Below are 24,529 nucleotides of genomic sequence, written 5' to 3'. Positions count from 1 at the left end.
ATCAGTGGCTCAGCCCGTATTTCTTCACTTTGTCGAACAGCGTGGTCTTGGCCATCCCCAGTTCCAGACTGGCCTGGGTCAGGTTGCCGCCGCTGCGCTGCAACGCGTCGCTGAGCAGGTTGCGTTCGAAGGCCTCCACCGCTTCGGCGAAGGCCAGGCCCTGATTACTGCCGCTGGCACCGGTTTTTTTGAAGGCCGGCAGGCCGAGGGCAAAGCGTTCGGCGACGTTGCGCAATTCGCGCACGTTGCCCGGCCAGTCGTGGCTCATCAGGGTCGACACAGTCTGATTGTCCAGCTCCGGCACAGCGCGGTCGAAGCGCAGGGATGACTGCTGCAGGAAGTGTTCGAACAGTTGCAGGATGTCTTCACGGCGTTCGCGCAGCGGCGGCAGTTCCAGAGTCACCACGTTCAGGCGGTAATACAGGTCGCTGCGAAACTCGCCGGCCTTGCTCGATTGATCCAGATCGGACTTGGTCGCGGCGATCACTCGACAATCCACCGCCACGCTCTGGTTCGAGCCGAGGCGTTCGAGGGTGCGTTCCTGCAACACCCGCAGCAGTTTGATCTGCAGCGGCAGCGGCATGCTTTCCACTTCGTCGAGGAACAGCGTGCCGCCGTCGGCGTGTTCGATTTTGCCGATCCGCCGCTTGCCCGCACCGGTGAAGGCGTTGGCCTCGTGGCCGAAAATTTCGCTTTCGAACAGGTTCTCCGGCAGGCCACCGCAGTTCAGCGCGACGAACTGTTTGGTGTGCCGACGGCTGAAGTCGTGCAGGCAGCGTGCAACCAACTCTTTACCGGTACCGGTCTCGCCTTCGATCAGCACGTTGGCCGAGGTGTCGGCGACGTTGGCGATCAGTTCCCGCAGGTTTTGCATGGCGGGCGAGCGTCCGATGATCCGGCCTTCGAGGGAATCGCGCTCGAACAGTTGTCGACGTAACGACGACACTTCCCGCGCCAGGCTGCGTTGCTCCAGTGCGCGGCGGGCGACGTCTACCAGGCGTTCGGGGGAGAAGGGTTTCTCCATGAAGTCGTAGGCGCCTTTCTGCATCGCGCCGACGGCCATGGAAATGTCGCCGTGGCCGGTAATCAGCACCACCGGCAGGCTGCGATCGCGGGCCTTGAGCCGGGTCAACAGCTCCAGGCCATCGATACCCGGCAGGCGGATGTCGCTGATGACGATGCCGGCGAAGTTATCGCCGACTCGCTCCAGCGCTTCTTCGGCGCTGCCGACACCCACGCAGGGAATGTCTTCCAGGGTCAGCGCCTGTTGGCAGCCGAGCAGGACATGAGGGTCGTCTTCGACGATCAGCACACTAAGGTCGTTGTTCATACTGGCTCGGCGGGAGTGGGGCTTACCAACGGTAAACTGAGGACGAAGGTGGTACCACCGCTGGCCGGGTGTTCGACACCCAGATGCCCGCCGGTGGCAGCGGCCAGGCTTGCCGACAGGGTCAGGCCGAGGCCCAGGCCTTGTTCGCCGGGTTTGGTGGTGAAGAACGGTTCGAACAGATGCTTGCGCGCTTCGGCATCGATGCCGTGGCCATTGTCGCGTACTCGCAGACGATATTTGCCATCAAACTGTTCGCCTTCCAGCCAAAGCTCTGGCAGCGGCTGTGCCTGCATGGCGTCGAGGGCGTTGCCGATCAGGTTGACCAGGATCTGCTCCAGGCGCGTCTGGTCGATCTGCACCTGCACATCGGCGAAGTCACGGTGCAGTTGCAGATGCGCATTTTCCACGCGACTGCCCAGCAATTGCAGGGCGGCGTCCACGGCTTTGCCGAGGCTGGCCTGGCCCTTGTCATCGCCGCGCCGGGCGAAGGAACGCAGGCTGGCGGTGATCCGGCCCATGCGGTCGATCAGTTCGTTAATCGTCTTGAGATTGGTGCTGGCCACATCAAGCTGACCGCGTTCCAGAAAGCGCACGGTATTGCCGGACAAGGTCCGCAAGGCTGCCAGCGGCTGGTTCAATTCGTGGGCGATGCTGGTGGACATCTGGCCGATAGCGGCCAGTTTGCCGGCCTGGACCAGTTCATCCTGGGCCCGGCGCAAGGTCTCTTCGGCCTGCCGGCGTTCACGGATCTGGCCCTTGAGCCGTTCGTTGCTGGCGCGCAGGTCGGTGGTGCGTTCGGTAATCCGACGCTCCAGTTGATTGTTGGCTTCCTGCAAGGCCTCCCGCGCCGCGAGGCGGGTGGCGATGACCTTGCGCCGCTCATTCCAGGCGATCAGCAGAAAGGCCACCAGGGCAAACGCCACCGCCACCAGAATCCCCTGATTGATCGCTTCACGCCGCAGGTCTTGCAGGGGCGTGAGCAGGGTGAAATTCCAGGGTGTATCGCTTAAAGGACGGGTTTGCGAGAGGTAGCTGATGTTCTCTTCATCGGACACCAGTTCGCTGTTGGCGGGGAAGGTCAGTTTCTCCTCACCTTCAGCCAAAGGCTCGCGCGCCAGCGGTTGCAGTTCGTTCAGCGGATACCAGTAATACTGGAGGCTGCGGGCCAGGCGTTCCTTCGTTTCATCGCTCAACGGCACCACTGATTTGAGCCGCCGCGCTGGATCGCTGGAGAGAATGATGATGCCGTTCTCGTCGCTGACGAAGGCTTCCAGGCGCGCACGCTGCCAGCGTTCTTCCATGGCTTCGAGGCGAACCTTGACCACCGCGACGCCGGTAATCTTGCCATGCTCTTCCAGGCCGTGCGCCAGGTAATAGCCAGGTTCGCCGCTGGTGCTGCCGATGCCGTAGAAACGCCCCGGCTGACCGCGCACGGCATTCTTGAAATAGGCACGGAAGGACAGGTCTTCACCCAGATAACTGTCGACATCGCGCCAGTTGCTGGTGGCCAGTACGCGACCGGTGGTGTCCATCACATAAATGGCCCGACTGCGGCTACGCCGGTTCAGGCCTTCAAGGTATTCGTTGACCGTCTGCCGCAGTTCCGGAGACGGGTCGGCCAGCAGTCTGGAAACACTGGATTCGAGTTCCAGCAGGCTGGGCAGGTAGGTGTACTTGCTGATCTCGCTCTCGACGGCGCGGGCGTGCAGTTCCAGCTGGCGCTGGCCGTTCTCGCTGAGGCCCCGAATGCCGTAGTGTTCACTGACCCAGAAGCCGATATAACCCAATCCGATCATCAAGGCGATGATCAGCGGCGGCAGGAACAGATGGCGAATCAAACGGGGTTTCACGGCGAGTGATGGCGGCGCGGCGCGATAGAGGATGGAGTCGCATTTCATCACAGATGCCTTGGGTCAACCACAACACAAATATCCATATACCCAACAGGCCCCCTGTGGGAGCGAGCTTGTGTGGCGAGGGGGCTTGCCCCCGTTCGGCTGCGAAGCAGTCGTAAACCCGTTGCATGCGGTTTGACTTCTAAATGCCGGGGCCGCTTCGCGACCCAACGGGGCGATGCGGCGTTCCGACAAGCCCCCTCGCCACATAAGTCCGCTCCCACATTGGGAGTGGTGTGGTGCTTTCTTAGTGCTGCAGAATCTTGGCGAGGAAATGCTGCGTACGCTCGGCACGGGCATTGATGTCGCCGAAGAACTCCTCTTTCTTGCAGTCTTCGATGATCTTGCCCTGGTCCATGAAGATCACCCGGTCCGCCACTTTACGGGCGAAGCCCATTTCGTGGGTCACGCACATCATGGTCATGCCTTCATGGGCCAGTTGCACCATCACGTCGAGTACTTCGTTGACCATTTCCGGGTCCAGCGCCGAGGTCGGTTCGTCGAACAGCATGACAATCGGATCCATCGCCAGCGCACGGGCAATCGCCACACGCTGTTGCTGACCACCAGAAAGCTGGCCCGGGTGCTTTTTGGCGTGGGCAGAGAGGCCGACGCGTTCAAGCAGTTGCAGGGCTTTTTTGCTGGCTTCTTCCTTGCTGCGGCCCAGCACCTTGATTTGCGCGATGGTCAGGTTATCGATGATGCTCAGGTGCGGGAACAGTTCGAAATGCTGGAACACCATGCCGACGCGCGAACGCAGTTTTGGCAGGTTGGTTTTCGGGTCGGCGATGGACGTGCCATCGACAATCACGTCGCCTTTCTGGAACGGTTCCAGCGCGTTGACGCATTTGATCAGGGTGGATTTGCCGGAGCCGGATGGCCCGCACACCACGATCACTTCGCCTTTTTTGACTTCGGTGCTGCAGTCAGTCAGTACCTGGAAGTCGCCATACCACTTGTTGACATTCTTGATAGAGATCATACGGCAAACCTTTTTTGCAGACGCTTGACCAGCAGCGAGGCGGCAAAGCTGATTGTGAAGTACGTGAGACCTGCGAAGATCAGGAACTCATTGGAGCGACCGATGATGTCGCCACTGGCGCGCGAGGCATTGAGGAAATCCACCAGACCCACCGCGTAAACCAGCGAGGTGTCCTGAAACAGGATGATGCTCTGTTGCAGCAGCAGCGGGGTCATCTTGCGGAACGCTTGCGGCAGGATGATCAACCGCATCATCTGGCTGTAAGTCATGCCCATGGCCTGGGCAGCCGCCATCTGGCCCTTGGGAATCGACTGCACGCCGGCCCGGACGATTTCGCAGAAGTACGCCGCTTCGAACATCATGAACGCCACGATGCACGAGGCGAACGCGCCGATCGGAGTGTCCTCGCCAGTGATCCAGCGCAGCACGAACGGCACCGCCAGGTAGAACCAGGTGATGACCAGCAGCAGCGGGATCGAGCGGAAGTAGTTAACGTAGGCGCCGGCAAGGTTCGACAGCAGTTTGTTGTGGGACAGGCGCATCAGTGCCAGGATCGTGCCGAGGATGATCCCGCCGCTCACGCCCAGAGCCATCAGTTTGAGGGTCATGACCATGCCGTTCCACAAACCCGGCAGGGACGGAATGATGCCCGTGAAGTCGAATTCCATCATTTACCTCCTACGGAAATCAGGCCCGGTACGGCGACTTTCTTCTCGACCGCGCGCATCAGCAGCATCAGGCCCATGTTCAGCGTGAAGTAGATCAGCGTGGCCAAGGTGAAGGCTTCGAACAGGTTGGCGGAGAACTCGGCAGTCTGTTTGGTCTGCGCAAGCAGCTCCATCAGGCCGATCAGCGAGGCCACGGACGAGTTCTTGAACACGTTCAAAAATTCCGAGGTAAGCGGCGGAATGATGATGCGATAAGCCTGGGGCAGCAGCACGTTCCAGTAGATCTGCGGCAGCTTGAAACCCATGGCACGGGCAGCAGATTCCTGGCCGCGAGGCAACGCCTGGATACCGGTACGTACTTGTTCGCAAACCCGGGCAGTAGTGAACAGACCCAGGCACACGACGACGCTGAGGAAGGCCGAAGTGGTCGGGTTGAGATCCTGCTTGTACCACTCCTGGATGTCCGCAGGCAGCAGGTCGGGCACCAGGAAGTACCAGATGAACAGCTGAACCAGCAGCGGCACGTTACGGAAGAGTTCGACGTAGCAGGTCGCAATGCCCGATACGATGCGATTCGGTACCGTGCGCATGACGCCCAGAATCGAGCCCAGCAGCAGCGCGATGATCCAGGCTGCAACGGCAATGGCGATGGTCCAGCCCAAACCGGAGAGGTACCAGTCGAAATAAATCTCGCTGCCCACGCCGGTGGACTTGAAGAACACGCCCCAGTCCCAGTTGTAATTCATTAGGGTCTCCCCTCGGATTCGTTCGATGTGCAAATGCCCGCCTGGGGAAGCTCCGTTCCCGCCCGAACCTTGAAGTTCAGGCACACACGAGCGGCTCGACAGCCACCGGTTCGAGTGTTTCCAGAAATGCCAGCAGGGAGTGACAAATCCCTGAAAGGGCGCAGGCCCTCTCAGGGAATAAGGTTAGTCAGAAATCAGGATTTCTTTTCGTCAGCCGCTTTGTCGGTCGGATTGGCGATCAGGGCCTTGAGCTCTTCGCTCATCGGGAACATCAGGTTCAGGCCTTTTGGCGGAATTGGCTGCATGAACCATTTTTCGTAGATCTTGTTGATCTCGCCGGATTTGTAGGTCGCGATGATGGCGTCGTCTACAGCTTTCTTGAACGGCGCGTCGCCTTTGCGAACCATGCAGCCGTAAATTTCGTTGGACTGTGCAGTCCCGGTCACGGCCCAGTCGGTCGGCTTCTTGGCCTTGGCCATTTCACCGGCCAGCAAGGCGTCGTCCATCATGAAAGCCACGGCACGGCCGGTTTCCAGCATCTGGAAGGATTCGCCATGGTCTTTGGCGGAGATCACGTTCATGCCCATCTGCTTGTCGGCGTTCATCGACTTGAGGATGCGCTCGGACGTGGTGCCCGCGGTGGTCACGACGTTCTTGCCTTTCAGGTCGGCGAAGTCTTTGTATGGGGAATCTTTCTTGGCCAGCAGCTTGGTGCCGATTTCGAAGATGCCGACGGAGAAGTCAACTTGCTGCTGACGTTCGACGTTGTTGGTGGTGGAGCCGCACTCGACGTCCACGGTGCCGTTCTGCACCAGCGGGATACGGGTTTGCGAGGTCACCAGGTTGTATTTGACCTGGAGGTTGGGCATGTCCAGGTCTTTCTTGATGGCTTCAACGATTTTCAGCTGGATATCGTGGGAGTAGCCAACCGGTTTGCCGGAAGCGTCTGCGATGTAGGAAAACGGAATGGAGGCGTCACGATGCCCGAGGGTGATGGTGCCAGACTCTTTGATCTTCTTCAGTGTGCCGGTGAGTTCGGCAGCGAAAACTGGAGTGCTAATCAGAGCGGCAGCAATGGCTGCGCCCAGGATATGGGGAACGATGCGCATCAAATTTTCCTCGACATTGTTTTTATATATGGAGCCAGTTCATCGGCCCTTTTTTGTGCTTCGAATGCTTGCCGGCTCCTGAAGGGTTGGCGCAGCGGACATTCGTCCAAGAGTGTAGAGCATGACTCGTGCCAGGCCAGGCGATATAGATCAAGTTGTTGATTTATAAGGCTATTAAATATTTATGGCGTGATTTTTTCACGATCAGTAATCCGGTTATCCGAATCGACCGACAGGTCGCGTTCGGAAAACCGAATACAATCTTGGGTTTTACTCAAACCCTGTGGGAGCGGGCTTGCCCGCGATAGCGGTGTATCAGTCGACATTATTATTGACTGTGCTGGCGTCATCGCGGGCAAGCCCGGCTCCCACAGGGGATCGAGATGTGTTCGGAATACAAAAAAGCCCCTGAATCGTGAGATTCAGGGGCTTTCGTTCAACCGGATTGCCGGTCAGGCCGCTTCGATCTTGCTGCGGTTCTGTTCGACCTTGTTCAGGTAATCCTTGAGCTTCTGCTGCTCGTCCGGTGTGGTGAACAGCCCAAGCTTGCTGCGACGCCACAGAATGTCGTGGGCGGTGGTCGCCCATTCTTCGCTGCACAGGTAATCGACTTCGCGGGTGTAGAGGCCGCCGCCGATGTGTTCGCCCAGATCACTGAGGCTTTCCACACCTTCGAGCATGCGCCAGGTGCGGCTGCCGTAAGTGGTGGCCCAACGTCGAGCGATCTCGGTGGGCACCCAGTCGAATTTGTCGCGGATCCGCGAGCTCAAGGCCTGCGGAGTGGTCATGTCTTCACCGCCGGGGAGGGTGGCGCTGGCGGTCCAGCTTGGCTTGATGTGCGTGAAGTACGGGGCCAGTTGCGCCAGCGCCGACTCGGCGAGTTTGCGGTAAGTCGTCAGTTTGCCGCCGAACACTGACAACAACGGTGCCTCTTCGCCACTGCCCGACAATGCCAGGGTGTAGTCGCGGGTGACGGCTGACGGGTTGTCGGACTCATCGTTGCACAGCGGACGAACGCCGGAATAGCTGTGCAGGATGTTGTCGCGGCTGATTTGCTTCTTGAAGTGGGCGTTGACCACTTTGAGCAGATAATCGGTTTCGCCTTCGGTGATCGCCACTTTAGCCGGGTCGCCGGTGTACTCGCGGTCGGTGGTGCCGATCAGGGTGAAGTGGTTCAGGTACGGAATGGTGAACACGATGCGCTGATCTTCGTTCTGCAGAATGTGCGCGTGTTCGCCTTCATACAGCTTCGGCACGATCAGGTGGCTGCCCTGGATCAAACGGATGCCGTACGGCGATTCCATCTTCAGGTCGTCACGGATGAACTTGGCGACCCATGGGCCGGCTGCGTTCACCAGCGCCTTGGCGCGGATCGAAAACAGGCTGCCATCGGCGCGCTCCAGATTCAGGTTCCACAGGCCCTTGGTACGACGGGCACTGACGCAACGGGTTTGGGTATGGACGTGAGCGCCTTTCTCGCGGGCGGCCATGGCGTTGAGCACAACCAGACGTGCGTCATCGACCCAGCAATCGGAATATTCGAAGCCTTTGGTGATTTCGCTTTTCAGTGCGCTGTCCGGGCCGAACTTCAGGCTTTTCGAGCCTTCGAGCTTTTCCCGTTTGCCGAGGTGATCATAAAGGAACAGGCCAGCGCGGATCATCCAGGCTGGACGCAGGTGCGGGCGGTGCGGCAGCACGAAACGCATCTGTTTAACGATGTGCGGCGCCTTGGCCAGCAGCACTTCGCGCTCGGCGAGGGCTTCGCGCACCAGGCGGAATTCGTAATGTTCGAGGTAGCGCAGGCCGCCGTGGATCAGCTTGCTGCTGGCAGACGAGGTGTGGCTAGCCAAGTCATCCTTTTCGCAAAGGAATACCGAAAGACCGCGACCGGCGGCATCCGCTGCGATCCCCACGCCATTGATCCCACCACCGATGACGGCGATATCGTAGACCTCGGCGAGAGGAGGCGTAGGCAAGGTAGAAGTGGGCATCGGCTGGCCTCGGGCTTTTGATTTTCTATATTGGAATTCGAACATTAATGTTCATTTGCGAAAATACTAGCCCATAAAGACGCCCACAGCCAGTCAACTTCGATTGAAAATACTGATCGAAGGGCGGTTAAAGGAAAATTTACGAACATTGAATGAGCGTGGGAGTGCTTTTGTGGCGAGGGAGCTTGCTCCCGCTGGGCTGCGAAGCAGCCCTAAAACCGGCGAACGCGGTTTTTCAGGAAGAACAAATTGTCTGATTTGCGTCTGCTGCGCAGCCGAGCGGGAGCAAGCTCCCTCGCCACAAGGGAGTGCGCTGTTTTCGAGGGGGGTTAAACCACTTCGAGCCGAATCTTGTGCTGGCTCAACAACTGCGCCAAGGCTGGCGAGGGTTGCTGATCAGTAACCAGGCAATCGATCAGGCTGATCGGTCCCAGACGAATCATGGCATTGCGCCCGAATTTGCTGGAGTCAGCCGCCAGAATCACCTGTCGGGCGTTGGCGATGATCGCCTGAGACACCCGCACTTCCTGATAATCGAAGTCCAGCAAACTGCCGTCTTCATCGATGCCGCTGATGCCGACCAGGGCGAAGTCGACCTTGAACTGGTTAATGAAGTCGACACTCGCCTGACCGACCACACCACCGTCCCGCCGCACGTTGCCACCGGTCAGCAGTACGTCGAAATCGTCCTTGGCGCTGAGCATCGAGGCCACATGCAGGTTGTTGGTGATGATCTTCAGGTGGTTGTGGTTGAGCAGCGCCCGAGCGATGGATTCGGTAGTGGTACCGATATTGATAAACAGCGAGGCGTGATCGGGAATCTGAGCGGCAATGGCTTCGCCGATGCGCTGCTTTTCATCGCGCATCTGATCGGCGCGCATGGCGTAGGCGGTGTTTTCGACGCTGGAGTCGTAGGCTGCGCCGCCGTGGTAGCGACGCAACAGATTCACTTCCGCCAGTTGATTGATATCGCGGCGGATGGTTTGCGGTGTAACGACGAACAGCTGGGCCATTTCCTCGATGCTGACATAGCCGCGTTCGCGGACCAGTTCGAGGATTTGCTGCTGACGGGGAGGCAGATTCATGGGGCTTCCTTTGGCTGCCGTGCAAAATTCGCCCATGATGACGCAGGAATCCGCTCCCTACCAGTTTCCAAACAACGTGAAAACTACTGCGCTCGAAAATACTGCGTTGAAAACAGGCTCGGACTGCTCATTTACAAACTCGTAAACTCCGCATCCTCGCCTGTTTTTGCCTTGTCTTTCCTTCGCTCGCTACGTTTTCACGATGTTTGGACGAACCCTGTTTGGGTCCGGTCCTTGGCTTATTCAGCACCCTCGTGCGGTTCCCAATCGCGAGTGCGGCTGACGGCTTTTTTCCAGCCGGCGTAGAGTTTTTCCTTCGCGGTTTCGTCCAGCGTCGGTTGGAACTCGCGCTCGATCACCGCCTTGCCGCGTAGCTCGTCCAGGCTGCCCCAGAAGCCGCACGCCAAACCCGCCAGGTAAGCCGCGCCCAGTGCTGTGGTTTCGCGCATTTGCGGACGCTCGACCTGAGTGCCGAGGATGTCGGCCTGGAATTGCATCAGGAAGTTGTTCGCAACTGCGCCGCCGTCCACACGCAGGGACTTGAGGCGTTCGCCGGAGTCCTGCTGCATGGCGTCCAGGACGTCGCGGGTCTGGTAGGCAATCGACTCCAGCGCGGCACGAATGATGTGATCCACGCGTACGCCGCGAGTCAGACCGAACAGCGCGCCACGGGCATACGGGTCCCAGTACGGAGCGCCCAGGCCGGTGAAGGCCGGCACCAGGTACACGCCGTTGCTGTCCTTGACCTTGTTGGCGAAGTATTCGGTGTCGTGGGCGTCGTTGATGATTTTCAACTCATCACGCAGCCACTGCACGGTGGAGCCACCGTTGAACACCGCGCCTTCCAGGGCGTAGGCCACTTCGCCGCGCGGGCCACAAGCGATGGTGGTGAGCATGCCGTGTTTGGATTTCACGGCTTTGTCGCCGGTGTTCATCAGCAGGAAGCAACCGGTGCCGTAGGTGTTTTTCGCCTGGCCTGGCTCGACGCACATCTGGCCGAAGAGGGCCGCCTGCTGGTCGCCGGCAATACCGCCAATGGCGATGCCACTTTTGGTGTGGCCGTAGATTTCGGATGAGGACTTAACTTCCGGCAGCATCTCGCGCGGGATGTCGAGGACTTCCAGCATCTTCGCGTCCCACTCCCGCGTGTGGATGTTGAAGAGCATGGTGCGCGAGGCGTTGGTGTAGTCGGTGACGTGCACTTTGCCGCCGGTAAATTTCCAGATCAGCCAGCTATCGATGGTGCCGAACAGCAGTTCACCCTTGCGCGCACGCTCACGGCTGCCTTCGACGTTGTCGAGGATCCACTTGAGTTTGGTGCCGGAGAAGTACGGGTCGGTGACCAGGCCAGTGGTGTCGCTGATGTATTGCTCGTGGCCATCGCGCTTGAGCTGCTGGCAGATTTCGGTGCTGCGGCGGCACTGCCAGACGATCGCGTTGTAGATCGGGCGGCCGGTGGTCTTGTCCCAGACCACGGTGGTTTCGCGCTGGTTGGTGATGCCGATGGCCGCGACCTGGTCGTGATGCAGGCCGGCTTGAGCCAGGGCCTCGACCATCACGGCGCTTTGGGTGGCGAAGATTTCCATCGGGTCATGTTCGACCCAGCCGGCTTGCGGGTAATGCTGCGCGAATTCGCGCTGGGCGGTGCAGACCACGTTTGCGTCACGGTCGAAAATGATCGCGCGGGAGCTGGTCGTACCCTGATCGAGGGCAATGATGTAGTTCTTATTCTGTATATCGGTCATGTCGATTGCCTTGGACGAAAATTAGGAAGTGAGGTCAGGCGCGGGACCACATGGGCAGGATCACGCGCCAACGGTTTCAAGACGTTCTTGGTTTGCCGTCAATGGCCGGTGCTGCATCCTTTGTAGCAGGTATGGCGCTGGGCAGATGACGGGCAATCAGCCCGCGATAAGCTGCAGCACCGAGGCAGGCACCGACAATCGGTGCAAAAATCGGGATCAGGAAGTACGGGATATCGCGTCCGCCAGTGAAGGAAATTTCACCCCAGCCCGCGAAGAAAGTCATTAGTTTAGGACCGAAGTCGCGGGCCGGGTTCATCGCGAAACCGGTCAACGGGCCCATCGAGCTACCGATCACTGCAATCAGCAGGCCGATCAGCAGCGGTGCCAGTGGCCCTTTGGGCAGGCCATTGTTGTCGTCGGTCAGCGACATGATCACGCCCATCAGGATGGCGGTGATGATCACTTCAACCAAAAAGGCCTGGGCTGTGGTCAGGGCAGGGTTCGGGAAAGTGGAGAACACCGAAGCCAATTCAAGGCTGGCCTGGGTGCCACGAACCATTTGGTGAGTTTGTTCGAAATCGAAGAAAAGGTTGCTGTAGAGCGTGTAAACCAACAAGGCCCCGCAGAAGGCGCCGGCCACCTGGGAGAGGATATAGAACGGCAGTTTGCGCTTTTCAAAGTCAGCGAAAATGCTCAGCGCGATACTCACGGCAGGATTGAGGTGCGCGCCGGAAACGCCGGCGGTGAGATAGATCGCCATGCTGACGCCAACCCCCCAGATGATGCTGATTTCCCACAGCCCGAAGCTGGCACCCGCCACCTTGAGCGCGGCAACGCAGCCGGTACCGAAAAAGATTAGCAGCGCAGTACCCAGAAACTCGGCCATGCATTGGCTCGAGAGCGACGGTTGTTGTAAAGCAGTTGTCATTAAAAACCTCGTTTTTGTTGTTGTCTGGCGCTTTTTCATCAAGGTCAAAGCGCGATTTTCACCAAGGCAGGATCCCCATCCTGTGCTCGGCTTACTGCTGGGTGCTGCGGTGAGACATTCGTACAGTATTCAGATTCGAAAAAATATAGACAAGAAACGCTGCTGTCAAAGGTCGAAAGTGAACTGTCGATCACATTTAAACTATTAGTCACGTGAATGACCGCATCGTTCATCAGGCAGGACGACCGTGGACGAACGGTGCTGAAGTCCGGCCAAGCTATTGAAATGGCGTTGTAATAGAGCCTTTTATCGATCAATGACCTAGAATCCTGCGCAGTATTTTTCTTCTGCCGCCAAGCTTGGAGCTGTCATGACCCCCGCATTGGATTTGTTGAAAAAAGTTCGTGCCGAACATCGCGTGCACAGTTACGAACATGATCCGAAGGCAGCGTCCTATGGTCTGGAGGCCGCGGAGAAACTGGGGTTGGATCCGGCTCAGGTGTTCAAGACATTGCTGGCGGCCAGCGAAAAGGGGGAATTGTTGGTGGCGGTGGTGCCGGTCGTCGGAAGTCTGGACTTGAAGGCGCTGGCGCAGGCTGCAGGTGTGAAAAAAGTCGAAATGGCCGATCCCGCGGCTGCACAGCGTTCGACGGGGTATCTGTTAGGCGGCATCAGCCCGCTCGGGCAGAAGAAGCGCCTGCGTACCTTTATTGACAGTTCAGCTCAGCCTTTTTCCAGCATCTTCGTCAGCGCCGGACGACGCGGCCTGGAAGTTGAACTGGCGTCCGCTGTGTTGGCCGAACACACCCAGGCGAAGTTCGCCGATATCGGTCGCGCCTGAGCAGAGGGTCTCGGGCGTTCAGCCCGGCCCTGTATGGTGGAAATTGATTGGTTCTGTCACTGGTGGAGGGCTCTTCGTGGCTGCATGCTCGTCGACCTAAAAAGGGAGAAGTGGCATGCAGCTAGAGTTTCATCAGGTCGACGCGTTCAGTGATCGGCCGTTCAGTGGCAACCCGGCGATGGTGTACCGGCTCGATTCCTGGCTCGACGATGAGTTGATGCAAAAAATCGCTGCCGAACACAACCTCGCCGAAACCGCATTTCTGGTTCGTGAGGGGGCCGTCTGGCACATCCGCTGGTTTACCCCGACCACCGAAGTCCCGCTATGCGGCCATGCGACCCTGGCCAGCGCCTATGTTCTGTTTGAAATCTATAAGGAACCGGTCGAACGGCTGGACTTCATCTGCAAGTCTGGCCCGCTGAGTGTCAGCCGTGAGGGCAAGCGCTTGTGGCTGGATTTCCCGGCCGTCGTGCCGACAGAAGTGGGCGTGACCCTGGATGTCGAGCGCGCCTTGGGTGTGAAAACAGTCGACGTGTTGGGTTCGAAAGAGTTGTTCGTGGTGCTGGAGTCCGAGCAAGCGGTGCTCGATTGTCAGCCGGACATGGTTGCGCTGGCAAAACTACCGTGGCCGGGTGCCATTGTGACGGCCCAGGGCAACAAGCATGATTTTGTGTCGCGCTACTTTGCGCCGGCAATCGGCATCAACGAAGACCCGGTGACCGGGTCGACCCATTGCAGCCTGATTCCGTATTGGTCGCAACGCTTGAGCAAGTCGAGTCTGACGGCTTATCAGTGTTCGGCGCGGGGCGGGGAGTTGTTTTGCCTGCTGGAAGGGGATCGGGTGAGTATTGGCGGGAATGCAACGCTGGTCGCAAGCGGAACACTGATGTTGGGTTAACCAAAGTCCAATGTGGGAGTGGGCTTGCTCGCGAAGGGGCCAAACATTCAACATCATTGTTGACTGTTATACCGCTTTCGCGAGCAAGTCGGATCGCCGCACCGCCGCTCCCACATTGTTCGCGTTGTTCGCGTTGTTCAGCTAGCGGTGCTGTACCGCCGGACACCGGATTCGATCACCGGAATCTGCGCCGCCGTGCTGCCGGACGCCTGGAACAGCACCAGGTGTTCAGCCGCTACCCGAATGCCTACTTCAGCACCGACCAGATGATCGGCATGACTCGGGAAAATCGACTCCAGCTGCGCGCCCGTAGGCAACTGCAAGCGATACAAGGTTGATGCACCCTGGAAGCTCTTGCCGATAATCTGTGCCCTCAGTGGGCTGTCCGGCGCATAGACGATATCGTCCGGACGCAGCAACACGTCCACGGCACAACCGATTGGCCAGGTATAGGCACGATTGCCGCGCAACTCACCCAGCTCGGTCTGCACCGACTCCGGGCTGCTCAACTGACCGCGAATGAAGTAACCCTGGCCAATGAAACTGGCCACGAATGGCGTCAGGGGTTCGTGATAGAGGTTGTAGGGCGTGTCCCACTGCTCCAGGCGACCTTCCTTGAAAACGCCCACGTGATCGCTGACCGCGAAGGCTTCTTCCTGATCGTGGGTCACCAGGATTGCACTGGTGCCGCGAGCCTTGAGAATGGCGCGTACTTCATGGCTGAGCTTGCGTCGCAATTCGCCGTCGAGGTTGGAGAACGGTTCGTCGAGCAACAGCAACTGCGGTTCCGGCGCCAGGGCGCGGGCGAGTGCGACACGTTGCTGCTGGCCACCGGACAACTCATGAGGGAAGCGCTTGCCGAGGTTTTTCAGGTTGACCAGTTCGAGCAGCTCTTCGGTGATGCGATCCTTTTGCGGGTGCTTGCGGATCCCGAAAGCGATGTTCTCGGCCACGCTCAAATGCGGAAACAGTGCGTAATCCTGGAACACCATGCCAATCCGGCGCTTCTCCGGGGCGAGGGTGAAACCGGCGCTGGAGATGGTCTCGCCCGCCAACTGGATTTCACCTTCGTGCACCGGTTCGAAACCGGCAATCGCCCGCAGGGTAGTGGTTTTGCCGCAGCCCGAAGACCCCAGCAGGCAACCGATATCGCCGGCATTCAAATGCAGGTTGAGGTTCTGCACAACCCGCTGGTTTTGGTAACCGCAGGCCAGGTTGCGCAGATTCAGCAGTAATGGCTGGCTCATGCGTGGTGGTACGAAGGCGGGACGAGGAATTCGAGCAAGGCCTTTTGTGCGTGAAGACGGTTTTCGGCTTGATCCCAGGCCACCGAACGCGAGTCGTCGAGCAGGTCGAGGCTGATTTCCTCGCCACGGTGGGCCGGCAGGCAATGCATGAACAGCACGTCCGGCGCGGCCAGATCGAGCAGGGCACGGTTGACCTGGAACGGTGCGAACAACTTCAGGCGCTTGGCGGTTTCCTCTTCCTGGCCCATGGAGGTCCAGACGTCGGTGCTCACCAGGTGCGCGCCGCGCACGGCTTCCTGCGGATCGCGGACGATGGTCACCCGATCGCCGGCTTTAGCCACGAACTCAGGGTTGGGCTCGTAACCTTCCGGGCAGGCTATGCGCAACTGGAAGTCGAACTGGATCGCCGCTTCTATATAGCTATTGCACATGTTGTTGCCATCGCCGATCCAGGCCACGGTCTTGCCTTGAATCGAACCCCGGTGTTCGAGGAAGGTTTGCATGTCGGCCAGCAACTGGCACGGGTGCAGGTCATCGGACAGGCCGTTGATTACGGGCACGCGGGAGTTGGCGGCGAATTCGGTCAGGGTGCTGTGGGCAAAGGTACGGATCATCACTGCATCGAGCATGCTCGACATGACGATGGCGCCGTCGCCGATCGGCTCGCCGCGACCCAATTGGGTATCGCGTGGCGACAGGAAGATCGCCTGGCCACCGAGCTGGATCATGCCGGCTTCAAACGAGATACGGGTGCGGGTCGAGGATTTCTCGAAGATCATCCCCAGGACGCGGTTCTTCAAAGGCTCGAACAGTACGCCGCGGTTACGCAGGTCCTTGAGCTCAACGCCTCGACGGATCACGCTGACCAGCTCTTCGGGCGTGCAATCCATCAGGGAGAGAAAGTGCCTTGCGCTCATCATTGACTACCTTTTTGCAACAGACCGCAGATACTCAAAGCCTTGTTTAACTGAAAAACGGGCGAGACCTGCGGCGTAAGCCGCACGGGGCGACGAAATAGGGGTGGGCGCGATATTGACATTAAATGTCGCGTTACGCCAATAGGCTACGGTGTTTAGGGGATTTCAGAGGGGCTACGGGGAGACCGCAGTAGCGCTTTTGAAGCCTGTTTCCTGACAGCAGCTAACCATTTGTACACCGCGTTCGCCGGGCTTGGCAATCAAACAGGGCGCGGGCGACACGCTGGCGGTCGGTTTTTGACCTGTCATTCGAGCCTTTGGCGGGCAATGTGTGTTGTCCGAAACATTTGCTAAAGCAAAGTGCTGGGTTATAACTAGAGCACGAGCGACGCAGGAAGCCTTTGGAATGGAATCGAAAGAACAGCTGTTGATGGAGCTACTCGGCCTTACGGCACGCTCCCTGACCCACCTCACTGCTTCCATGACCTCGATGTCTTTCGAATTGATGCGTAGTGAAGACGAAGTCACGAAGGTGGCCGGCCGGCGCATGATCGACCGCATGGCCACCATCAGCGCCGGGCTCGATGAGCATTGGCGACTGATCGGCGAACTCACCGGCGTGCATGTTGCCCACGAGCAGATCGAAACCATCGAGGAGATCCAGTTACAGGCGCCGCCGAGTCTGCCATCGAACTGATCCCTTGCTGCCATTGGCTGGCCTGATGGTCGCCGATTCACAAGACGAACGTCGCTGGCAAAGGGGCGAGTCGCGCGCCATAGTTTTGTTCCCGCGGCCGATATTGCCCGCCCAGAACAAAACAGAGACTGGCCATGACCAAGACTCTCCATCACCGTGCGTGCCACCTGTGTGAAGCCATCTGCGGCCTGACCATCGAGACCACCGAGGTCGAAGGCAGCGGCGTACAGATCACCTCGATCAAAGGTGACCCCCAAGACACCTTCAGCCGCGGGCATATCTGTCCCAAAGCGGTTGCCCTGCAAGACATCCAGAACGATCCGGATCGCCTGCGTCAGCCGATGCTGCGAGTAGGCAGCGAATGGCAGCCTATCGAGTGGGAAGATGCCTTCAGTCTTGTGGCCGAACGCCTGGCGGCGATTCAGGAACGTCACGGGCAGAACGCGGTGGCGGTCTATCAGGGCAACCCCAGCGTGCACAACTACGGGTTGATGACCCATAGCAATTACTTCCTCGGCCTGCTGAAAACCCGCAATCGGTTTTCCGCGACGTCGGTCGATCAGTTGCCCCATCACCTGACCAGTCACTTGATGTACGGCCACGGCTTGCTGTTGCCGATCCCGGACATCGATCACACCGATTTCATGCTGATCCTGGGCGGCAATCCGCTGGCCTCCAACGGCAGCATCATGACCGTGCCGGATGTAGAGAAGCGCCTCAAGGCGATTCAGGCCCGGGGCGGCAAAGTGGTGGTGGTCGATCCGCGTCGCAGCGAAACGGCGGCGATTGCCGATCAGCATCTGTTCGTGCGCCCCGGTGGCGATGCGGCGCTGTTGTTCGGGCTGCTCAATACCTTGTTCACCGAAGGCTTGACCCGCGACAGTCATTTGCCGGTCGACGGCCTGGATGAAGTGCGTGAGGCGATCGCCGGTTTCACCGCCGAGACCATGAGCCCGCTGTGCGCAGTGCCTGCCGAGCAGATCCGTCAACTGGCACGGGACTTCGCGGCAGCGCCGACAGCGGTCTGCTACGGCCGCATGGGTGTTTCGACCCAGGCTTTCGGCACCCTGTGCCATTGGCTGGTGCAATTGATCAATCTGGTAACCGGTAACCTCGACCGGGTGGGCGGTGCGTTGTGCACCGAGCCTGCGGTGGATCTGGTGGCATCGACCTCGGGCGGGCATTTCAACCGGTGGCAGAGCCGGGTGTCCGGGCGTCCGGAATACGCTGGAGAACTGCCGGTATCGGCGCTGGCCGAAGAGATGCTCACCGAAGGGGAAGGGCAGGTCCGCGCGCTGATCACCGTGGCGGGTAATCCGGTGCTGTCCACGCCCAATGGCCGACAACTGGAGCAGGCACTGGATGGATTGGAGTTCATGGTCAGCGTCGACCTGTACATCAATGAAACCACGCGTTACGCCGACCTGATCCTGCCGTCGACTTCGGCGCTGGAAAACGATCATTACGACACCACGTTCAACATGTTCGCGGTGCGCAACGTCACCCGCTTCAACCGGGCGATCCTCGCCAAGCCTGAAGGCGCGCGGCATGACTGGGAAATCTTCGTGGGGCTGGCCAAAGCCTTTGCGACCCAGACCGGCAAGGAGCTGAAACCGACTATCGCACCGGCGCAGATGATCGACCGAGGGCTGCGGATGGGCCTGTATGGTGACGCTTCGGAACACAAGTTGTCGCTGGCGACCTTGTTCGATCATCCTCACGGTATCGATCTCGGCGCGCTCAAGCCCAATCTGGCACCACGCCTGAAAACGGCCAATCAGCGAGTCCAGGCAGCGCCTGTCGAGATCCTCGCCGACCTGGCGCGCTTCGCGGCGCTACAAGCACCGGCCGCCGATGAGTTGCTGATGATCGGCCGCCGTCATGTGCGCAGCAACAACTCATGGATGCACAACTATCACCGTCTGGTGAAGGGTAAGCCGCGCCATCAACTGTTGATGCACCCGGACGATTTGGCCAGTCGGGGGCTCAGCGATGGGCAGCGGGTGCGCGTCAGTTCGCGGGTCGGCGTGATCGAGGTTGAAGTGATCGCCAGCCTGGATATGATGAAAGGTGTGGTCAGCCTTCCTCACGGTTGGGGTCATGCGCGACCGGGTGTGCAGATGACGATTGCCAGCGGTCAACCCGGCTCCAGCGCCAATGACCTGACTGACGAATGTCAGCTCGATGAGTTGTCGGGCAATGCGGCGTTGAATGGCGTGCCGGTGACCGTGGCGGCGGCGTGAACATGACTGTCGGGGAGGCCGAGCATGGCGCTCGGGTTTCCGTTACAATGCGCCACCGTGCCGACCACTGAGTCGGAAAGTTCAGCCGAGGTGCTCCATGGATATCATCGAAACGATTAAAGAGCAGATTGCCAACAACACCATTCTGCTTTACATGAAAGGCTCGCCGAATGCACCACAGTGTGGGTTCTCCGCGAAAGCCGCTCAGGCTGTTATGGCTTGTGGCGAAAAGTTTGCCTATGTGGACATCCTGCAGAACCCGGAAATCCGCGCCAACCTGCCAAAGTACGCCAACTGGCCAACCTTTCCGCAATTGTGGGTCGGTGGTGAGCTGGTCGGCGGTAGCGACATCATGACCGAAATGTCTGCTGACGGTTCGTTGCAAGCGACGATCAAAGCTGCTGTCGAAAAAGCCGCAGCTGGCAAGACCGAAGCCTGATCCGGTACAAGAGCAAACATAAAAAAGCCCCGCCTCTTTAAAAGAGAGCGGGGCTTTTTATTGCATCGCGATTAGCGGCGTAGCATTTACTCTTCGCCCATCTGCGATTGCAGATAGTTCTCAAGACCGACTTTATCGATCAGGCCCAGTTGGGTTTCCAGCCAATCGATATGTTCTTCTTCGGATTCAAGAATGTCTTCGAGCAGTTCACGGCTACCGAAGTCACCGACAGTTTCGCAGTGAGCGATAGCGACTTTCAGATCGGCATGGCCGTCGCGTTCGATCTTCAGGTCGCACTCAAGCATTTCCTTGGTGTGTTCGCCGATGTGCAGTTTGCCCAGGTCCTGGACGTTCGGCAGACCTTCAAGGAACAGGATGCGCTTGATCAGCTTGTCCGCGTGCTTCATCTCGTCGATGGATTCGTGGTACTCGTGCTTGCCGAGCTTGTTCAGGCCCCAATCTTCATACATGCGCGCATGCAAAAAGTATTGATTGATCGCGACCAGTTCATTGGCAAGGATCTTGTTGAGATGCTGGATGACTGTGGTGTCGCCTTTCATGATGGGGTCCTGCCCTGTATTGGCTGTCTATGAGGCAGAGTTTGAGCCGCGTAATTAAGGGTGTCAAACCTAAGTTATTGAAACTTAAATGAAAATTAATCGGAATAAGAATGTTTTTGTTCCGCGTCTGGCATCTAAGCGATTGATTTGCAGACATAAAAAAACCGGACATCAAGTCCGGTTCTTTGAAATACGGTAGTTATGCGGCGGTAAATTCTGCGGGGAAGGGGATCGCCGCCTGGGCCGATTGCAGTTTGCCCAGGGTTTCACGGACCACTTCCTTGGCAAGGCAGGCGCATTTACCGCATTGGCTGGCAACGCCGGTGGCCTGACGTACTTCCCGATAGCTGCAGCAACCTTCATAGATTGCATCGCGGATTTGACCGTCGGTGACGCCAGTGCAGAGGCAGACATACATAAGTGAGAACCGTCGCTGGTTGTGACTCAATTGCGATGGATCTTAATGTTAACGAGAATGATTGTCAAAGTGGTTTCTGAAAGCTTTTCCTCATAAAGGCGTGCGACTGACGAACGGCGTCTTCTAAGACCTTTCCTGAAGAAAATATAACAGCGGCCTTTCATCTGGCAGAAAAAACCGTTGAGGACAGGCCAAAAACGCGGTGTATGATGGTCGGCCTTTGCGAAGGGGGATCGTGTCACAGGGCTGTCGCCTGAGGGTGGCAGGCTGATGCGAACCCTGTACTTCACCGTTATTACACCAGGAGATATCCAATGAGCGTACTCGTAGGCAAACAAGCCCCTGACTTCACCGTACCGGCCGTACTCGGCAATGGCGAAATCGTAGACAGCTTCACCCTGTCCTCGGCCATCAAAGGCAAATACGGCCTGGTGTTCTTCTACCCGCTGGACTTCACCTTCGTTTGCCCGTCCGAGCTGATCGCTCTGGACAACCGCATGTCTGACTTCAAGGCACGCAACGTGGAAGTGGTAGCCGTTTCGATCGACTCGCACTTCACCCACAACGCCTGGCGCAACACCCCGGTCAACAATGGTGGCATCGGCGAAGTTCGCTACACCATGGCAGCCGACCTGAAGCACGAAATCGCCAAGGCCTACGACGTTGAGTCCGAAGGCGGTGTGGCTTTCCGTGGCGCATTCCTGATCGACGACAAAGGCGTTGTCCGCTCGCAGATCATCAACGACCTGCCGCTGGGCCGTAACATCGAAGAGCTGATCCGTCTGGTCGACGCTCTGCAATTCCACGAAGAGCACGGCGAAGTTTGCCCTGCCAACTGGAAAAAAGGCGACAAAGGCATGACCGCTTCCACCGAAGGTGTTGCGGCTTACCTGACCGAGAACGCTGCTGCGCTGTAAGGCACGTTCGAGGCATAAAAAAACCGGCTGATAAGGCCGGTTTTTTTATGGGCGGGATAAAGCGGCGACTGGCATCAGTCGTTGTAGTCTTCCCAGCCGCCCATTTGTTTCCAGCGATTGACGATGCCGCAGAACAGGTCAGCCGTCTTCTCGGTGTCGTAGCGGGCCGAGTGGGCCTCGCGACCGTCGAAGTCGATATCCGCTGCCTGGCAGGCCTTGGCCAATACAGTTTGACCGTAGGCCAGACCGGCGAGGGTTGCTGTGTCGAAGCTGGAGAACGGGTGAAACGGGTTGCGTTTCATGTCCAGGCGCGCGACAGCGGCGTTGAGAAAGCCCAGATCGAAACTGCTGTTGTGCCCGACCAGAATCGCCCGTTTGCAACCATTGGCCTTTAGAGCCTTACGCACACCGCGGAAGATATCGGTCAGGGCCGCTTCTTCACTCACGGCCATGCGCAACGGGTGATCGAGCTTGATCCCGGTAAATTCCAGGGCTGCCGCTTCAATGTTCGCACCTTCAAACGGTTCGACCCGGAAGAAGTAGGTGTGCTCAGGGTACACGAAGCCTTTTTCATCCATGCCGATCACGGTGGCGGCGATTTCCAGCAGGGCATCGGTGGCCGAGTTGAAGCCTCCGGTTTCTACGTCGACGACGACTGGCAGGTAACCACGGAACCTGGCTGCCATTGGATGACGGGAACCGCCTCCGCCGCCATTACCGTCCTGTTCGTCGTCGTAATGGTCTTCACTCACGCGTGTTCCTCCAGCAGGCGCCAGCGCAGTTTTTCACCGGCGCGCAGCGGGATTACGGTCAGCTCGCCAAACGGCAGGCTGGTTGGGGCGGTCCACTCATCGCGGACCAGGGTGATGCGATCGGTGTTCGCCGGCAGGCCGTAAAAACGCGGGCCATTGAGGCTGGCGAAGGCTTCGAGCTTGTCCAGCGCATTGCGCTGTTCAAAAGCTTCGGCATACATCTCGATCGCGGCATAAGCGGTGTAGCAACCGGCACAGCCGCAAGCCGCTTCCTTGGCGTGCTGGGCATGGGGCGCCGAGTCGGTGCCGAGGAAGAACTTGTCGCTGCCACTGGTGGCGGCGTCGAGCAGGGCTTCCTGGTGGGTATTGCGCTTGAGGATCGGCAGGCAGTAGAAATGCGGCCGAATCCCGCCCACCAGCATGTGGTTGCGGTTGTACAGCAGGTGGTGCGCGGTGATGGTTGCGCCGACGTTGGCCGAAGCCTCGTTGACGAACTGCACGGCGTCGGCGGTAGTGATGTGTTCGAACACCACTTTAAGGGTCGGGAAGCGCTCGACCACTCGACGCATGTGCTCGTCGATGAAGATTTTTTCGCGATCGAAAACGTCGACATCGCCACGAGTGACTTCACCGTGAACCAACAAAGGCATCCCGACTTCGGCCATGGCCTCCAGTGCAGGGAAAATCTTGTCGATGCTGGTAACGCCAGAGTCCGAGTTGGTAGTCGCGCCGGCCGGGTACAACTTGGCGGCGTGAACGAAACCGCTGGCCTTGGCTTCACGTATTTCTTCGGGCTGGGTGCGGTCGGTCAGGTACAGAACCATCAGCGGTTCGAAACGGCTGCCGGCCGGGCGTGCAGCGAGAATTCGCTGGCGATAGCCATTGGCTTCAGCAGCGTTGCGCACCGGAGGCACCAGGTTGGGCATGATAATGGCGCGACCAAAGGTGCGCGCGACATCCGCGACGGTATTGGTCAATACAGCACCATCGCGAAGATGAATATGCCAGTCGTCGGGACGCAGCAGGGTCAGGCGGTCGGACATGAGGGGATTCCAGGCGGGTCAAACTCAGGGGAATGCTACCGGAAAAGACTCTTCCAGGCACTCGCTATCAAGTTTTACGGCAAGCTTCCGATATCCAACACGTATGCCGTAAATATGTGTGTTGGTCTTTTTGTTGCAGAAGCCAGTGGAGCCTCCCGTGCGCCAGCGTTATTTAGCCTTGCTCAGTGTGTTTGCCAGCCTTCCTGCGATGGCGCTCACTTTCCAGACCCGTCTGGAGAGCATCGAGTGGACGGTCGAAGGTGACAAGTTCGAATGCCGCCTGGCTCAACCGATCACTGATTTCGGCTCGGGTGAGTTCGTACGTCGCGCCGGCGAACAGGCGACATTTCGCTTGAAGGCCTACAACTCGATGATCGGTGGCGGTTCGGCAACACTGCTTGCGGCCGCTGCGCCCTGGCAACCGGGACGTGGTGACATCAACCTGGGCTCGGTGCGAATCGGCAGTGGCAGCGTACTGTTCAACAGCACGCAAGTTCAGGCCGGGCGCCTGATAAGCGGTTTGATGGATGGTCGCAGCCCGGTGGTTCGACACTCCTCGGGCGACGGTCGGGTATCTGAAGTCCGTCTGCTGCCGGTCAAGTTCAGCAAGGCCTACAGTGACTATCAGGGTTGCGTGGCCAAGTTGCTGCCGCAGAATTTCGAGCAGGTGAAGCAGTCCGAAGTCGGCTTTCCAGGGGAGGGCATCGATCTCGACGCTCAAGCCAAGGCTCATTTGCAGGTCATGCTGGAATTCATGAAAGCCGATCCGACGGTCAACCACATTGAGCTCGACGGCCATTCCGACAACAGCGGCAATCGCCTGACCAACCGTGAACTGTCACGACGCAGGGCGCTGGCCGTGATGGATTTCTTCAAGGCCAATGGTATTCAGGAATCGCAGATCACCTTGCGTTTTCACGGTGAGCGCTATCCTTTGGCGCCGAACAACAATGCCGCCAACCGGGCGAAGAACCGCCGGGTAGCCGTACGCCTTGAACGGGTAGCGCCGACCGAGAAACCGGCGCCTCAAGCCACTGCTTCCGTGGGCAGCCCGAAGACCTCCTGAACCTGCTGAAAT

23 protein-coding genes are annotated in these 24,529 nt (G+C 58.7%); 7 read left to right on the top strand and 16 right to left on the bottom strand.

The features are described 5' to 3' along the window. Window position 1: 1 nt before the first annotated feature. The 10 genes from aauR to ACZ3HH_RS08390 form a co-directional block, all read right to left on the bottom strand. Complete coding sequence (gene aauR, locus ACZ3HH_RS08435; protein WP_465803952.1) at window positions 2-1,330, bottom strand: two-component response regulator AauR; 1,329 nt, start codon at window positions 1,328-1,330, stop codon at window positions 2-4. After that, a complete protein-coding gene (gene aauS, locus ACZ3HH_RS08430; protein WP_465803951.1) occupies window positions 1,327-3,228 on the bottom strand; it encodes a two-component sensor histidine kinase AauS in 1,902 nt (633 codons plus the stop codon). Before aauS ends, aauR begins: the two co-directional genes overlap by 4 nt. 244 nt (window positions 3,229-3,472) lie before the next feature. Further along, window positions 3,473-4,207 (bottom strand): amino acid ABC transporter ATP-binding protein, encoded by a 735-nt coding sequence (locus ACZ3HH_RS08425; RefSeq protein WP_095051338.1) that lies wholly within the window; start codon window positions 4,205-4,207, stop codon window positions 3,473-3,475. Continuing rightward, window positions 4,204-4,875 carry an amino acid ABC transporter permease gene (locus ACZ3HH_RS08420; protein ID WP_465804049.1) on the bottom strand — a complete coding sequence of 224 codons (672 nt, stop codon included), beginning with the start codon at window positions 4,873-4,875 and terminating at the stop codon, window positions 4,204-4,206. The genes ACZ3HH_RS08425 and ACZ3HH_RS08420 overlap by 4 nt, the downstream gene beginning before the upstream one ends. Continuing rightward, window positions 4,875-5,621, bottom strand: coding sequence for an amino acid ABC transporter permease (locus ACZ3HH_RS08415; protein ID WP_007898526.1), 747 nt, complete (start codon window positions 5,619-5,621; stop codon window positions 4,875-4,877). Before ACZ3HH_RS08415 ends, ACZ3HH_RS08420 begins: the two co-directional genes overlap by 1 nt. Window positions 5,622-5,815: 194 nt before the next feature. Continuing rightward, window positions 5,816-6,730: a glutamate/aspartate ABC transporter substrate-binding protein gene (locus ACZ3HH_RS08410; protein ID WP_465803949.1), complete on the bottom strand. Its 915-nt coding sequence runs from the start codon at window positions 6,728-6,730 to the stop codon at window positions 5,816-5,818. A gap of 452 nt (window positions 6,731-7,182) precedes the next feature. After that, a complete protein-coding gene (gene glpD / locus ACZ3HH_RS08405) occupies window positions 7,183-8,721 on the bottom strand; it encodes a glycerol-3-phosphate dehydrogenase (RefSeq protein WP_465803948.1) in 1,539 nt (512 codons plus the stop codon). A 329-nt stretch (window positions 8,722-9,050) separates the two neighbouring features. Then, window positions 9,051-9,806, bottom strand: a complete 756-nt coding sequence (locus ACZ3HH_RS08400) for a DeoR/GlpR family transcriptional regulator (protein WP_007898523.1) — start codon at window positions 9,804-9,806, stop codon at window positions 9,051-9,053. A gap of 239 nt (window positions 9,807-10,045) precedes the next feature. After that, window positions 10,046-11,551 (bottom strand): glycerol kinase GlpK, encoded by a 1,506-nt coding sequence (gene glpK, locus ACZ3HH_RS08395; protein WP_465803946.1) that lies wholly within the window; start codon window positions 11,549-11,551, stop codon window positions 10,046-10,048. Window positions 11,552-11,627: 76 nt separating this feature from the next. Continuing rightward, window positions 11,628-12,479, bottom strand: a complete 852-nt coding sequence (locus ACZ3HH_RS08390) for an MIP/aquaporin family protein (RefSeq protein ID WP_123358047.1) — start codon at window positions 12,477-12,479, stop codon at window positions 11,628-11,630. A 370-nt stretch (window positions 12,480-12,849) separates the two neighbouring features. On the opposite strand from ACZ3HH_RS08390, the gene ybaK reads away from it, so the two are divergent. Both ybaK and ACZ3HH_RS08380 read left to right on the top strand, forming a co-directional pair. Then, window positions 12,850-13,320, top strand: coding sequence for a Cys-tRNA(Pro) deacylase (gene ybaK, locus ACZ3HH_RS08385; protein ID WP_465803944.1), 471 nt, complete (start codon window positions 12,850-12,852; stop codon window positions 13,318-13,320). Between the two features lie 115 nt (window positions 13,321-13,435). Further along, window positions 13,436-14,218 (top strand): PhzF family phenazine biosynthesis protein, encoded by a 783-nt coding sequence (locus ACZ3HH_RS08380; protein WP_465803942.1) that lies wholly within the window; start codon window positions 13,436-13,438, stop codon window positions 14,216-14,218. A 137-nt stretch (window positions 14,219-14,355) separates the two neighbouring features. On the opposite strand, the gene ACZ3HH_RS08375 is transcribed toward ACZ3HH_RS08380, so the two are convergent. Then, window positions 14,356-15,465: an ABC transporter ATP-binding protein gene (locus tag ACZ3HH_RS08375; protein ID WP_465803941.1), complete on the bottom strand. Its 1,110-nt coding sequence runs from the start codon at window positions 15,463-15,465 to the stop codon at window positions 14,356-14,358. Then, the gene (gene argF, locus ACZ3HH_RS08370) at window positions 15,462-16,382 is read right to left on the bottom strand and encodes an ornithine carbamoyltransferase (RefSeq protein WP_258622800.1); all 921 of its coding nucleotides are present in this window, start codon (window positions 16,380-16,382) and stop codon (window positions 15,462-15,464) included. Before argF ends, ACZ3HH_RS08375 begins: the two co-directional genes overlap by 4 nt. A gap of 406 nt (window positions 16,383-16,788) precedes the next feature. Here argF and ACZ3HH_RS08365 point away from each other — a divergent pair, with 406 nt between their 5' ends. The 3 genes from ACZ3HH_RS08365 (at window position 16,789) to grxD (ending at window position 19,761) form a co-directional block, all read left to right on the top strand. Beyond that, window positions 16,789-17,079 (top strand): hypothetical protein, encoded by a 291-nt coding sequence (locus tag ACZ3HH_RS08365; RefSeq protein ID WP_052966158.1) that lies wholly within the window; start codon window positions 16,789-16,791, stop codon window positions 17,077-17,079. 134 nt (window positions 17,080-17,213) lie between these two features. After that, a complete protein-coding gene (locus ACZ3HH_RS08360; protein ID WP_465803940.1) occupies window positions 17,214-19,322 on the top strand; it encodes a molybdopterin oxidoreductase family protein in 2,109 nt (702 codons plus the stop codon). A gap of 97 nt (window positions 19,323-19,419) precedes the next feature. Beyond that, window positions 19,420-19,761: a Grx4 family monothiol glutaredoxin gene (grxD, locus tag ACZ3HH_RS08355; protein ID WP_046047090.1), complete on the top strand. Its 342-nt coding sequence runs from the start codon at window positions 19,420-19,422 to the stop codon at window positions 19,759-19,761. Window positions 19,762-19,847: 86 nt separating this feature from the next. Here the strand turns inward: grxD and bfr are convergent, their stop codons facing one another. Continuing rightward, window positions 19,848-20,321, bottom strand: coding sequence for a bacterioferritin (gene bfr, locus ACZ3HH_RS08350; protein WP_465803938.1), 474 nt, complete (start codon window positions 20,319-20,321; stop codon window positions 19,848-19,850). Window positions 20,322-20,520: 199 nt separating this feature from the next. Further along, complete coding sequence (locus ACZ3HH_RS08345; RefSeq protein ID WP_367372759.1) at window positions 20,521-20,739, bottom strand: bacterioferritin-associated ferredoxin; 219 nt, start codon at window positions 20,737-20,739, stop codon at window positions 20,521-20,523. 314 nt (window positions 20,740-21,053) lie between these two features. Between ACZ3HH_RS08345 and ACZ3HH_RS08340 the strand changes: the two genes are divergently transcribed. Continuing rightward, window positions 21,054-21,656: a peroxiredoxin gene (locus ACZ3HH_RS08340; RefSeq protein ID WP_007898510.1), complete on the top strand. Its 603-nt coding sequence runs from the start codon at window positions 21,054-21,056 to the stop codon at window positions 21,654-21,656. 74 nt (window positions 21,657-21,730) lie between these two features. Here ACZ3HH_RS08340 and rnt read toward each other — a convergent pair whose 3' ends face one another. Both rnt and pyrC read right to left on the bottom strand, forming a co-directional pair. After that, the gene (rnt, locus tag ACZ3HH_RS08335) at window positions 21,731-22,408 is read right to left on the bottom strand and encodes a ribonuclease T (protein ID WP_465803936.1); all 678 of its coding nucleotides are present in this window, start codon (window positions 22,406-22,408) and stop codon (window positions 21,731-21,733) included. Continuing rightward, window positions 22,405-23,451 carry a dihydroorotase gene (pyrC, locus tag ACZ3HH_RS08330; protein WP_465803935.1) on the bottom strand — a complete coding sequence of 349 codons (1,047 nt, stop codon included), beginning with the start codon at window positions 23,449-23,451 and terminating at the stop codon, window positions 22,405-22,407. Before pyrC ends, rnt begins: the two co-directional genes overlap by 4 nt. Window positions 23,452-23,608: 157 nt before the next feature. On the opposite strand from pyrC, the gene ACZ3HH_RS08325 reads away from it, so the two are divergent. Beyond that, window positions 23,609-24,517, top strand: coding sequence for a flagellar protein MotY (locus ACZ3HH_RS08325; protein ID WP_465803933.1), 909 nt, complete (start codon window positions 23,609-23,611; stop codon window positions 24,515-24,517). The last annotated feature ends 12 nt before the right edge of the window (window positions 24,518-24,529 follow it).

It is taken from the genome of Pseudomonas sp. PME37.24/025 (genome assembly GCF_055556615.1).
Note: the sequence above shows the minus strand (reverse complement) of the source record. Positions and strands in the feature narration are given on the sequence as shown.